Below are 12,024 nucleotides of genomic sequence, written 5' to 3' on the forward strand. Positions count from 1 at the left end.
CGGCCTGCGCGCCGCTCTCCGCAGCGGCCGGACTTCGCCCCGGCCAGGCTGGAAACCCCATGACACCCGACACCCGGGGCCCGGCCGTGGCCACGTGCGCAACCCCGACAACCCGATTCCCGATCCCCGGACCCTGACATGTCCACCTTCGCCAGCCCGGCTGCCCAACGACCCGGCGACGTCGCCGGTACGCTGCGGCTGCTGGCGTTCCTGGCGCTGTCGGTGGTGCTGATCGTGCTGGACCATCGCGGTGGCTGGCTGGACCGCGCGCGGGCCACCGCCGGCATCGCGGTGCAGCCACTGTGGCAACTGGCCGGCCTGCCCTCGCGGCTGGGCCAGACCGTGCGCGAGGATGCGGTGACCCGCTCGCTGCTGGCCGAGGACAACCGCCGCCTGCGCAACGAGCTGCTGGTGTATGGCGCGCGCCAGGCGCGGCTGCAGGTCGAGGCGGACGAGAACGCGCGGCTGCGCGGCCTGCTCGGCGCGGCGACCCGCCACGGTCTGGACGTGCAGCTGGCGCCGATCCTGGATGTCGACCTGGACCCCTCGCGCCAGCGCCTGCTGCTCAATGCCGGAAGCGACGACGGCGTGCGCCAGGGCCAGAGCGTGATCGACGCCGGCGGCCTGCTTGGCCAGATCATCGCGGTCACGCCGGGGACCGCGACGGTGCTGCTGCTGACCGACCTCGACCACGCCGTGCCGGTGTCGATCTCGCGCAGCGGCCTGCGCCTGGTGGCCTACGGCATCGGTCGCAGCGATCACCTGGAGGTGCGCAACATCCCGGTGTCCAGCGACGTGAAGGTCGGCGACGTGGTGGTGACCTCGGGCCTGGGCGGGCGCTTCCCGCCAGGCTTCCCGGTCGGCACGCTGATCGACCTGCGGCCGGACGACAGCCATGCCTTCCTGGTGGGCGAACTGGCGCCTTCGGCCCAGCCCGACCGCGGCCGCGACGTGCTGCTGCTGCGCGAGCGCCCGCGGGCGCCGCTTCCGGCGGCATTGGTCGAGCCTGAAGGCGACGCGCCCGCCGCACCGGCAGAAGGTGGTGCAAGCTCCGCGGACACGCCCGCGCAGACCGACGCGGGCGCGGTGACGGCCCGGCCTGCCCTCCAGCCACCCCCGTCTGGCGACGTGCCGGAGCGTCGCCCATGAACCGCCGCGGACGCCTGTGGCTGCTGCCGGTGAGCGTGCTGGTCGCCCTGCTGCTCGGGCTGCTGCCGCTGCCGGCGCCGGTGCAGGGGCTGCGGCCGTACTGGCTGGCGCTGGTGGTCGCCTACTGGGTGATCGAGGAGCCCGAGCGTGCCGGCCTGGGCCTGGCGTTCGTCGCCGGCCTGCTGGCTGACCTGACGTTTGGCGCGCTGCTGGGCGAGCAGGCGCTGCGGCTGGTGATCATGGCCTTCCTCCTGCAGCGCTTCCGCACCCAGCTGCGCTTCTTCCCGCTGCCGCAGCAGGCGCTGGCAATCGGTGGCCTGCTGCTCAATGACCGCGTGGTGGCGGCCGCGCTGCACCTGGTGCTGGGATTGCCGCAGCTGCCCTGGATCCACTGGGTCGCGCCGCTGGTCGGCATGGTGCTGTGGGTGCCGCTGTTCCTGGGCTTCGATGCCCTGCGGCAGGTGCGGAGGCCGCGCTGATGCGCGAGAGGCGACCGCGCATCCGCAACGCATCGGCCGAGGCCGCGCAGTTCCGGCTGCGCGCGCTGGTCGGTTTCGGCCTGGTGCTGCTGGGGCTGCTGGGGTTGGCGGGCTGGTACTTCCGGCTGCAGGTCCTCGAGCACGACGAGTACGCGCGCCTGTCCGAGGCCAATCGGATCAAGCCGCGGCCGGTGGTGCCGGCGCGCGGGCTGATCTACGACCGCCAGGGCCGGCTGCTGGCCGACAACATCCCGGCCTACCGCATCGACGTCACGCCCGAGGATGCCGGCGACATCGCGCGCATGCTCGCGCAGCTGTCGCAGGTGGTGCGGTTGTCGCCGGAGGAAATCGCGCGCTTCGAGGCGGCGCGCAAGGGCACCCGCAGCTTCCGCGCGATCACGCTCAAGGCACGCGTGAGCGACGAAGAGGTGGCGCGCTTCGCGGTCGACCGCTGGCGTTTCCCCGGCGTCGAGGTGGTGCCCTACCTCAACCGGCGCTACCTGCACGGCGACCTGTTCGCGCACGTGATCGGCTACGTCGGCCGCACCGACGAGAACGACGTGGAGCGCTACGGCCGCGACCAGATCCTGTTCCCGCACACCGGGCGCACCGGGCTGGAGCGCGCCTACGACGAGCAACTGCGCGGCCGCATCGGCTACGAGCAGGTCGAGACCAACGTCGAGGGCCGTGCGCTGCGCCGCATCGGCATGGTGCAGGCGCAGGCCGGGGCCGACCTGCGCCTGGGGATCGACCTGGACCTGCAGCAGGCGATGGTGACCGCATTCGGCGAGCAGGAGGGCGCGGCGGTCGCGATCGATCCGCGCAGCGGCGAGGTGCTGGCGATGGTCAGCCTGCCGGCGTTCGACCCCAACCTGTTCGTCAACGGTATTTCCAGCGCCGATTACCGGCAACTGATGGACGCGCCGTCGCGGCCGTTGTTCAACCGGCTGGTGCTGGGCGGCGTGGCTCCGGGCTCCACCCTCAAGCCGCTGCTGGCGCTGGCCGGGCTGGACAGCGGCGTGCGCAAGCCGGAGGACCGGGTGCTGTCGACCGGCATGTTCTACCTGCCCGGCACCAGCCGCGGCTGGGGCGACGCCAGCCGCGGCGGCCACGGCTGGACCGACCTGCGCAGTTCGATCTCGCGGTCGGTGAACACGTACTACTACCGGCTGGCGCTGGACCTCGGGATCGAGCGCTTCGCCCGGTACATGCGCCAGTACGGCTTCGGCGAGCCCACCGGCATCGACCTGATCGGCGAGATCGACGGCATCCTGCCCTCGCCCGAGTCCAAGCGGATCGCGCGCGGCGAGCGCTGGTACCCCGGCGACACCGTCAATGCCAGCATCGGCCAGGGCGACTGGAAGGTGACGCCGCTGCAGCTGGCGCGCGCGACCGCCGGCCTGGCCGGCGGCATGCTGCACCGCCCGCACCTGGTGGCGCAGACGCGCTCGGGATTCGAGGCCGACTGGGACGACGTGCCGCAGCCGGCGCCGGTGCCGATCAGTCCCAGCGCCGAGAACCTGCAGGTCGTGCGGCTGGGCATGATGGACACCATGCAGCCTGGCGGCACCGGCTGGCGCGTGGCCAGCGGCGCGGGTTACCTGATGGCGGGCAAGACCGGCACCGCGCAGGTGATCAGCCGCCGCGGCACCGGCGCGGTCCATCCACGCGACCTGCCCCTGCACCTGCGCCACCGCGCCCTGTTCATCGGCTTCGCCCCGGCCGAGGCGCCGACCATCGCGATCGCGATCGCGGTCGAGGGCGGCGGCTACGGCGGCAGCGCCGCCGCGCCGATCGCGCGCAAGGTTTTCGACGCGTGGCTGCTGGGGGTGATGCCCGAGCCGTCGGAAACGGAAAACGCGGAGGCGGCGCCGGCAGCCGGCAGCCCGGCGCCCCCGGATTTCGGCAACGTGACGACGGCTGCGGCCGCGCCACAGCCGGAAGCGCGGACCACCGCGCCTGCGGCATCCGCCGACGACAGGGTGGGTGCAGCGGCCAGACGTGACCGGGTGGATGCCGCGCAGCGACCGTGGCTGTCCCATTCACGATTCCCCGCTTCCCATTCCCGGCCAACGGCATGAACACCATCCTGCGCTGGCTGCTGGACCTGGTTGCGCGCTTCGTGCGCACGCTGGACTGGCCGCTGCTGGGCGCGCTGCTGGCGCTGATGGGCATCGGCCTGGCGGTGCTGCACAGCGCCGGCGGGCAGGACCCGGCGCTGGTGCGGTCGCAGGGCGCGCGCTACGTGGTCGGGCTGGGCGTGATGTGGCTGCTGTCGCGGGTGCCGCCCGGGCCGCTGCGCCGTGCCACTCCGGTGTTCTACGCGGTCTCGTTGCTGCCGCTGCTGGTGGTGCTGTTCATCGGCACCGGCCGCAGCGGCGCGCACTGGATCGACCTGGGCGTGTTCTATTTCCAGCCGGCCGAACTGATGAAGCTGAGCCTGCCGATGATGGCGGCCTGGCTGCTGGCCCGGGGCGCGCCGCCGCCGCGGCTGAGCGTGCTGCTGTCCACCGTGGCGATCATCGCCGTGCCGACCGGCCTGATCATGCTGCAGCCGGACTTCGGCACCGCGATGCTGGTGGCCGCGAGCGGGGTGTTCGCGCTGTACCTGGCCGGCCTGTCGCCATGGTGGTTCGTCGCCGCCGGCATCGGCGCGGCGACCACCGCGGGGCTGGCGCTGTTTGCGCCGATCGGCTGGTTCTCGTTCCTGCGGCCTTACCAGCAGGACCGCATCCTCACCTTCCGCGATCCGCAGAACGACCCGCTGGGTGCCGGCTGGAACATCATCCAGTCCAAGATCGCGATCGGCTCCGGCGGCATGGCGGGGCAGGGCTGGGGCGACGGCACGCAGTCGCACCTGAACTACGTGCCCGAGCACACCACCGATTTCATTTTCGCGGTGCTGGCCGAGGAATTCGGCTGGCTCGGCGTGGCCACGGTGCTGGCCCTGTACGCGGTGGTCATCGGCCGCTGCCTGTGGATCGCGGCCGGCGCGCGCGATCCGTTCGCGCGGATCGTGGCCGGCAGTTTCGGCCTGGCGCTCTCGGTGTACGTCGTGGTCAACGGCGGCATGATCTCCGGCCTGCTGCCGGTGGTCGGCGTACCGATGCCGCTGCTGAGCTTCGGCGGCACTGCCGCGGTGTCGCTGCTGGCCGGCATGGGCGTGGTGATGGCGGTGGGCGCGCACGGGCAGGGCAAGCGCTGAACTGGCGGCACTGAAGGTGTTGCCTCGCATATTTCGTCCCTGTCGAAGCACCTGCATCGAGGGCAGCGTTCGCGCGCCGATTGCAACCGCTGTTCATGCTCTGCAAATCTTTGCGCACGGCACTGCGTGCTAACCTCGCGCCGATGATCCGAGCGCGCTTATTCCGTCTTGCCATCTGCCTGTTGCCTGCCGCCCTGTGCGCCTGCGCAACAGCGGCGCCGTCGGCCGCGAACGAGGCCGCCCCGCCTGCGCCCGTGGCGCAAACGCCAGCGGCGTCCGCACCCGGCGAGGGCCTGCTGCCGAAGGTGCCGCAGCCGCCCGAACGTCCGGTGGCGCCGGCGTCGGTCACCGACCCCGCCATCCCGCGCGCGCAACGCATCGATGCCTTCGTCGAGTACACGGCCACCACCTACGGCGTGGACCGCGCGCATATCCGCGAGGTGCTCGCGCAGGCGCAGGTGCGCCAGAGCATCGTCGATGCGATGAACCGCCCCGCCGAGGCGGTGAAGCAGTGGCACGAGTACCGCCCGATCTTCCTCAACGATGCTCGCATCAACGGCGGCGTCGCGTTCTATCGCCAGCATCGCGATGCGCTGGAGCGCGTGGCCGCCGAGACCGGCGTGCCGGCCGAGGTCATCGTCGCGATCATCGGCGTGGAAACCAGCTACGGCCGGGTCACCGGCAACTTCCGCGTGCTCGATGCGCTGTACACGCTGGCGTTCGACTATCCCAAGCGCGCGCCGTTCTTCGCAGGCGAGCTGGCGCAGCTGTTTGCGCTGAACAAGCAGGAGCCGCAGCTGGACCTGCTTGCGCTCAAGGGCAGCTATGCCGGCGCGATGGGGCTGGGGCAGTTCATGCCGTCGAGCTATCGGCTGTGGGCGAAGGATGGCGATGGCGATGGCCGCCGTGACCTGCTGACCCACCTGCCGGACGTGTTCGCCTCGATCGCCAACTATTTCGTGGTGCACGGCTGGGAGCGCGGCGCGCCGGTGGTGGCGCGCGCCTCGCGCGGCGCAGGCGCGGAGGACTTCGTCCCGGAGAACTGGGATCCGGTGTATCCGCTGGCCACACTGGCCGCGCGCGGCTACCGGCCACAGCCGGGTGAGCCGGTCGCCGAGGGCGCCACCCTGCTCACGCTGCAGGGCGACGCCGGCCCTGAGTACTGGCTGGCCTACCGCAACTTCTACGTGATCACGCGCTACAACCGCTCGCCGATGTATTCGCTGTCCGTGCACCAGTTGGCGCAGGCGATTCGCGCCGGGGTCGGGCGCGGCCCGTGAGGCGGCTGCTGCCGCTGCTGGCGATCGCGCTGCTGGCCGGTTGCGCGGGCACGCAGAACAAGCCCTCCAGCGCCGCGGGCGCAGTGCTGCCGCCGCGGGTCGCCGACAGTGGTCCGCCGCCCGACTGCACCGGTTTCAAGCCCTATCCGGCCGCGCAGGAAGATCCCGGCACGCGCGGCAACTACGTGGCTGGTGGCCTGTACCGGCCCGGCGTGAGCGACACCACGCCCGACTACCTGCCCAACGTGGACTGCATCCCGGAGCCTGCGGTCATTGCCGAGTCGCGCTCGAACTACGGCAACCGCTCGCCCTACAGCGTGCTGGGCAAGTCCTATCGCGTGCTCGATTCCACCGACGGTTTCGTCGAATCGGGCGTGGCCTCGTATTACGGCAACAAGTTCCACGGGCGCCGCACCTCCAACCAGGAGGTCTACGACATGTACGCGTTCACTGCCGCGCACAAGTCGCTGCCGCTGCCGAGCTTCGCCCGGGTGACCAATCTGGACAATGGCCGCAGCGTGGTGGTGCGGGTCAACGATCGCGGCCCCTTCCACGAAGGCCGCGTCGTCGACCTGAGCTACGCGGCGGCGGTGAAGCTCGATATCCACCGTCGCGGCACCGGTCGGGTGGAAGTGCGTGCGCTGCGGCCTGGCGAGGCAGGCACGGAGCCCCGCACGCTGGTGGCAGCCGCATCAGCGCCTGCGCCTGCGCGTGTCGTTGCGACCGCTGGCGCGACCGGCCTCGACCGGCTGGTTGGCGACCTGCCGCAGGCGCCCGCGGCTACCGTCGTGGCCGTCGCCACGCCAGCTCCGGCGCGGACGGCCCCGGCCCCCGCGACGGCGGTAGCGCGCCTGGCCGACCATCCCGCTTACGGGCGCGCAGAAGACCGCTTTCGCCTGGTGGCCGACGACGGCCGCGTGCGCAGCGCCGACGAATTCGATACCTGGATGCGCGAACGCCAGGCCCGCATCGATGCCGCGCCGGGCAAGGCGACGATGGCTGCCACCGCGCAGTCGGCCGCGCCGCGCGCTGCGCCGCCGCCTGCAGTGCCCGCCACGTCCACCCCAGTGGCTGCCGCCCACGCGGCGCCGTCGCAGCCGCCGGTTGCCGGCAGCCCCGGTGACGTGACCCTGCAGGTCGGCGTGTTCTCGGTGCGCGACAACGCCGAACGCGCGCTGGCTGCACTGCACGGTGCCGGCATCGGTGGCGCACACCTGCAGGACGTGACCGTCTCCCAGCGCCGCCTGTGGCGGCTGCGGGTGGGGCCGGTGGCCGCAACCGCACTGGCCGAACTTTCCTCGCGTGTCTCCGGTCTGGGTCTGGGCATACCGCAGATCGTTCGCGAGTAGACTGTCCGACTTTCGTCGCGCGGCCGCGCCCGCGACATTTTCCATGTTCCGCCCGGCCAGGGATGTCCGGCCCACCGGAGTCGCGTAGCCGATGAAACCCGCTGTCCTCACCCACCGCATCGCCGTGGCCGCGCTGGCCGCCCTTCTCGTCGTCGGCCTGGCAACCGCCCAGGATGTGCCGCAGCCGACCCCGGCCGCGCCCGCCGCCGCCGCCCTGAGCGACGCGCTGCCCACCCCGCCGCCGCCGTCCGTCACAGGCAACGCGTGGCTGCTGATGGACTACGCCAGCGGCCAGGTCCTGGCCGGCGAAAACGTCGACGAGCGGGTCGAGCCCGCCAGCATCACCAAGGTGCTCACCAGCTACGTGATCGCGGCCGAGATGAAGGCCGGCAAGGTCAAGGCCGACGACCAGGTGATGATGAGCGAGAACGCCTGGCGCAAGGGCGGCGCCGGCACCGACGGCAGCTACAGCGGCTTCCCGGTCAACCAGAGCGCGCCGCTGCTGGAGATGGAAAAAGGCATGGTGGTGCAGTCGGGCAACGACGCCGCCATCGCCCTGGCCGAGCACGTCGCCGGCAGCGAGGAGTCCTTTGCCGCGCTGATGAACGCCTATGCCAAGCGCATCGGCATGGCCAACTCCAACTTCGTCAACTCGCACGGACTGTCCGAACCCGAGCATTACTCAACCCCGCGCGATCTTGCCCTGCTCGGCCGCGCGATGGTGCGCGATTTCCCCGAGGAGTACGGTTACAACGCGATCAAGGAATTCACCGTCGGCCCGATCACCCAGCGCAACCGCAACCTGCTGCTGTGGCGCGACCAGAGCGTGGACGGCATCAAGACCGGCCACCACTCCGGCGCGGGCTACTGCCTGCTGGCCTCGGCCAAGCGCGGCGACCAGCGCCTGATCTCGGTGGTGATGGGCTCCAGCGGCGAGGCGCAGCGCGCCACCGACTCGCTGGCCCTGCTCAACTGGGGCTTCCGCTTCCACGAAACCCATCGCCTGTACGACGCGTCCAAGCCGGTGTCCACGCAGAAGGTGTGGAAGGGCGCGGTCAACGAAGTGCAGCTTGGCGTGGCGGCACCGCTGCTGGTCAGCCTGCCGCGCGGCAAGTACGACCAGCTCAAGCCGTCGATGGACGTGCCCGAGACGCTGGAGGCGCCGATCGCCAAGGGCCAGGCCATCGGCAAGGTGCGGGTGACCCTGGACGGCAAGGTCGTGGCGGAGCGGCCGCTGGTGGCGCTGGAAGCAGTGGAAGAGGCCGGCTTCTTCAAGCGCCTGTGGCACGAGTTCCTGATGTGGTGGAACTCGGTCTGATTCCCGCCGCGAAAGCGGCCTGATCGCGCTGATGTCCCGTGGCTGTCCGGTCCCGGGGCTGCAGTGCGTGTCTGTTAAGATCCGCGCGTGCGCGGCGCTGGATGTGCCGGAGCACACCGGGGAGTGGGTGCGTCTGCACCCGCACAGACAACTCAGGGAGAAGGGGAATACAGATGTCCGGATTCAACGGCAGGCGCGTCCTTGCGGTCGCGCTTTCGACGGTTGCCATGCTCGCCGTGGCTACGCCCGCGCTGGCCCAGCGCCAGAGCGTGCAGGAGCGGCGGCAGGAGCAGGTGGCACAGATCCCGGTGTGCGCGCAGCCGCTGGGCGCGATCTCGGTGATCGAGCCCGAGGACGGCGTGCACTGGTGGAGCGGCCAGCAGCTGCCCGCGCCATCGCGGCTGATCAAGGTGTTCGTCAACAAGTCGCGCTGCTTCACCCTGGTCGACCGCGGTGCGGGCCTGGGTGCGGCAATGCGTGAGCGCGATCTCGGCGCCGACGGCGAGCTGCGTAACCGCTCCAACATCGGCAAGGGCCAGATCAAGGCGGCCGACTACGTGATGGTGCCCGACCTGATCGGTGCCAACAGCAACGCCGGCGGCAACGCCGTGGGCGGCCTGCTCGGCGGGCTGATCGGCGGCCGCGCGGGCGCGCTCGTCGGTGGGCTGAACTTCAAGAGCAAGACCGCCGACGTGGTGCTGACCGTCACCGACGTGCGTTCCTCCGAGCAGCTGGCGATGGCCGAAGGCCACGCCAAGAAGACCGACATCGGCTGGGGCGCCGGCGGCGGCCTGTTCGGCGGCAGCGGCCTCGGCGCCGCGGGCGTCGGCGGCTATGCCAACACCGAGCTCGGCCAGGTCATCACCCTGGCCTACCTGCAGGCCTATACCGACCTGGTCGCCCAGCTCGGCGGCTTGCCGGACAACGCCTCGGCGGCCAACGCCCAGCAGGCGGTGTCCGTCACCAAGCCCGCGCGCCTGTTCACCGGCGCCGACGGCAAGGGCGTGGTCCGCGACCTCGATGTGGGCATGATGCTGTATCCCACCGGCGCCAAGCAGGGCGTGATGTGGGAGGTCGAGGACGAGCTGGGCAACAAGGGCTGGGTGTCCTCGAGCCTGCTGCAGCTCTCGCGCTGAGTCGCCGTCAAGGCAGAGCGCACGCAAAAGGCCGCCGCAAGGCGGCCTTTTGCATTCCACGTTGGGCGGTTTGGGATCGCGCTGGCTGGCCCCATAATCAGATGATGGAGATCAAATCCGACAACCCCGACCACGGCTTCCAGTTTCCCGGCGTGTTCGAGATCACCGCAATGGGAGCGGCCAGCATTGGACTGGAGAGCGAGATTCCGCGCCTGCTCACCGCCGCCGGCCTCGAGGTGCTGGACGAAACCATTTCCTGGCGTGAATCCAGCGGTGGTCGCTATGTGTCGGTCAAGCTGAACTTCCGCGCGCTGGATCGCGAGCAGTACGAGGTCGCGCACAGTGCGCTGCGCAACCACCCGGAAGTGAAGTGGACGCTGTAGCACCGTCGACCTGCCTGGTCCGCGACCTTGGTCGCCAGCCCTACGAACCGGTGTGGCGCGCAATGCAGCGTTTCACCGATGCGCGCGACGAAGGCTCGCTCGACGAGCTGTGGGTGGTCGAGCACGATCCGGTGTTCACCCTGGGCCAGGCCGGCAAGCCCGAGCACGTGCTGGTGCCGGGCGACATCCCCGTGCTGCAGGTCGATCGTGGCGGGCAGGTGACCTACCACGGGCCCGGCCAGCTGGTGGTGTATCCGCTGCTCGACCTGCGGCGGCTGAAGCTGGGCGTGCGCGACTACGTATGCCGCATCGAGCAGGCGATCATCGACACGCTGCTGGAGTGGAACATCATCGCCACGCGCCGCGATGGCGCGCCCGGCGTCTACGTGGCCGATGCCAAGGTCGCCGCGCTGGGTATCCGCGTGCGCCGCGGCCGCAGCTTCCACGGCCTGGCCTTCAACATCGCCATGGATCTGGAGCCGTTCGGCCGGATCAATCCCTGCGGCTACGCGGGGCTGCGGGTGACCTCGATGCTAGACTTGGGCGGTCCGTCGGGCATGGATGCGGTCAAGCCCGTCCTGCTGGACGAACTGGCCCGGCAGTTCGGGCTGGCGCTGCGTCCGGCGCCCGCGCCCGACCTGGCCAATCCCCTTCCCATCGCCGCGGCGCAGGCCGCCTGAGCCGACATGTCCGAGTCCAGCCCGCGTTCCATCCCGCTGCAGGTGATGCAGTCCGCTCCGCCGGCGTCGCTGGAAGAGGGCGCGAAGCAGGTGGCCGGCGACAAGATCGCGCGATCGCCGGTGCAGTTCGCCGATGTGCCGGTGCTGCGCAAGCCTTCGTGGATCCGGGTCCGCATCCCGTCCAACGGCGCGGTTGCAGCGCTCAAGTCGAAGCTGCGCGCAAACCGCCTGGTCACCGTGTGCGAGGAAGCCAGCTGCCCCAATATCCATGAGTGCTTCGGACATGGCACCGCCACGTTCATGATCCTCGGCGAGGTGTGCACGCGGCGCTGCAGCTTCTGCGACGTCGCCCACGGCCGGCCGAAGCCGCCGGATGCATCCGAGCCGCTCAACCTGGCCAACACCATCGCCGACATGGGGCTGAAGTACGTGGTCATCACGTCGGTGGACCGCGACGACCTGCGCGATGGTGGCGCCCAGCATTTCGTCGACTGCATCCGCGAGGTGCGCGCGCAGTCGCCGGCGATCCGCATCGAGATCCTCACCCCCGATTTCCGCGGCCGCGGCCGCATGGAGCGCGCGCTGGAGATCCTGGCCACGGCGCCCCCGGACGTGTTCAACCACAACGTCGAAACCGTGCCGGAGCTGTACCGCAACGTGCGTCCCGGTGCCGACTACCAGTGGTCGTTGACCCTGCTGCAGAAGTTCAAGGCGCAGCATCCCGGCGTGCCGACCAAGTCCGGCATCATGCTCGGCCTCGGCGAGACCATGGAGCAGGTGCAGGGCACCCTGCGCGACCTGCGCGCGCACGACGTGGAAATGGTCACCATCGGCCAGTACCTGCAGCCCTCCGCGCACCATCACCCGGTGCTGCGCTACTGGACGCCCGACGAGTTCAAGGCGCTGGAGGAGTACGGCATGTCGCTGGGCTTCAGCCACGTCGCGTCGGGACCGCTGGTGCGCTCGTCGTACCACGCCGACCGCCAGGCGATGGAGGCCGGCGTGCCCGCCTGAGGCGGCGCACCGCGTGCAAAACCCTGCGGGT

Annotated in this window: 11 protein-coding genes; all 11 read left to right on the forward strand. The window is 70.8% G+C overall.

All coding sequences use genetic code 11. The features are described 5' to 3' along the window. Positions 1-138 precede the first annotated feature (138 nt). The 11 genes from mreC to lipA all read left to right on the forward strand — a co-directional run bounded on the left by mreC (position 139) and on the right by lipA (position 11,993). Positions 139-1,149 (forward strand): rod shape-determining protein MreC, encoded by a 1,011-nt coding sequence (gene mreC, locus ACW5DW_RS02675; RefSeq protein WP_457017224.1) that lies wholly within the window; start codon positions 139-141, stop codon positions 1,147-1,149. Continuing rightward, positions 1,146-1,628 carry a rod shape-determining protein MreD gene (mreD, locus tag ACW5DW_RS02680; protein ID WP_457017226.1) on the forward strand — a complete coding sequence of 161 codons (483 nt, stop codon included), beginning with the start codon at positions 1,146-1,148 and terminating at the stop codon, positions 1,626-1,628. Before mreC ends, mreD begins: the two co-directional genes overlap by 4 nt. Continuing rightward, positions 1,628-3,709 (forward strand): penicillin-binding protein 2, encoded by a 2,082-nt coding sequence (mrdA, locus tag ACW5DW_RS02685; RefSeq protein WP_457017228.1) that lies wholly within the window; start codon positions 1,628-1,630, stop codon positions 3,707-3,709. The genes mreD and mrdA overlap by 1 nt, the downstream gene beginning before the upstream one ends. Next, positions 3,706-4,833 (forward strand): rod shape-determining protein RodA, encoded by a 1,128-nt coding sequence (gene rodA, locus ACW5DW_RS02690; RefSeq protein ID WP_457017229.1) that lies wholly within the window; start codon positions 3,706-3,708, stop codon positions 4,831-4,833. Before mrdA ends, rodA begins: the two co-directional genes overlap by 4 nt. A gap of 143 nt (positions 4,834-4,976) precedes the next feature. Continuing rightward, positions 4,977-6,113 (forward strand): lytic murein transglycosylase B, encoded by a 1,137-nt coding sequence (gene mltB, locus ACW5DW_RS02695; RefSeq protein WP_457017231.1) that lies wholly within the window; start codon positions 4,977-4,979, stop codon positions 6,111-6,113. Then, positions 6,110-7,462 (forward strand): septal ring lytic transglycosylase RlpA family protein, encoded by a 1,353-nt coding sequence (locus ACW5DW_RS02700; RefSeq protein WP_457017233.1) that lies wholly within the window; start codon positions 6,110-6,112, stop codon positions 7,460-7,462. The genes mltB and ACW5DW_RS02700 overlap by 4 nt, the downstream gene beginning before the upstream one ends. A gap of 91 nt (positions 7,463-7,553) precedes the next feature. Continuing rightward, a complete protein-coding gene (locus ACW5DW_RS02705; RefSeq protein ID WP_457017234.1) occupies positions 7,554-8,780 on the forward strand; it encodes a D-alanyl-D-alanine carboxypeptidase family protein in 1,227 nt (408 codons plus the stop codon). 173 nt (positions 8,781-8,953) lie between these two features. Continuing rightward, positions 8,954-9,916, forward strand: a complete 963-nt coding sequence (locus tag ACW5DW_RS02710) for a CsgG/HfaB family protein (RefSeq protein ID WP_457017236.1) — start codon at positions 8,954-8,956, stop codon at positions 9,914-9,916. A gap of 104 nt (positions 9,917-10,020) precedes the next feature. Then, positions 10,021-10,299: a DUF493 family protein gene (locus tag ACW5DW_RS02715; RefSeq protein WP_457017238.1), complete on the forward strand. Its 279-nt coding sequence runs from the start codon at positions 10,021-10,023 to the stop codon at positions 10,297-10,299. After that, complete coding sequence (gene lipB, locus ACW5DW_RS02720) at positions 10,287-10,979, forward strand: lipoyl(octanoyl) transferase LipB (protein WP_457017239.1); 693 nt, start codon at positions 10,287-10,289, stop codon at positions 10,977-10,979. The genes ACW5DW_RS02715 and lipB overlap by 13 nt, the downstream gene beginning before the upstream one ends. 6 nt (positions 10,980-10,985) lie before the next feature. After that, a complete protein-coding gene (gene lipA / locus ACW5DW_RS02725) occupies positions 10,986-11,993 on the forward strand; it encodes a lipoyl synthase (protein WP_457017241.1) in 1,008 nt (335 codons plus the stop codon). Positions 11,994-12,024: the final 31 nt, after the last annotated feature.

The organism is Luteimonas sp. A482, from assembly GCF_054072655.1.

Excerpts from the sequence above, each read along its gene's own strand:
- mrdA (WP_457017228.1), top strand. The coding sequence starts at position 1,628 with ATGCGCGAGAGGCGACCGCGCATCCGCAACGCATCGGCCGAGGCCGCG.
- mreC (WP_457017224.1), top strand. The coding sequence starts at position 139 with ATGTCCACCTTCGCCAGCCCGGCTGCCCAACGACCCGGCGACGTCGCC.
- mreD (WP_457017226.1), top strand. The coding sequence starts at position 1,146 with ATGAACCGCCGCGGACGCCTGTGGCTGCTGCCGGTGAGCGTGCTGGTC.
- rodA (WP_457017229.1), top strand. The coding sequence starts at position 3,706 with ATGAACACCATCCTGCGCTGGCTGCTGGACCTGGTTGCGCGCTTCGTG.
- lipA (WP_457017241.1), top strand. The coding sequence starts at position 10,986 with ATGTCCGAGTCCAGCCCGCGTTCCATCCCGCTGCAGGTGATGCAGTCC.
- ACW5DW_RS02715 (WP_457017238.1), top strand. The coding sequence starts at position 10,021 with ATGGAGATCAAATCCGACAACCCCGACCACGGCTTCCAGTTTCCCGGC.
- ACW5DW_RS02710 (WP_457017236.1), top strand. The coding sequence starts at position 8,954 with ATGTCCGGATTCAACGGCAGGCGCGTCCTTGCGGTCGCGCTTTCGACG.
- mltB (WP_457017231.1), top strand. The coding sequence starts at position 4,977 with ATGATCCGAGCGCGCTTATTCCGTCTTGCCATCTGCCTGTTGCCTGCC.
- ACW5DW_RS02705 (WP_457017234.1), top strand. The coding sequence starts at position 7,554 with ATGAAACCCGCTGTCCTCACCCACCGCATCGCCGTGGCCGCGCTGGCC.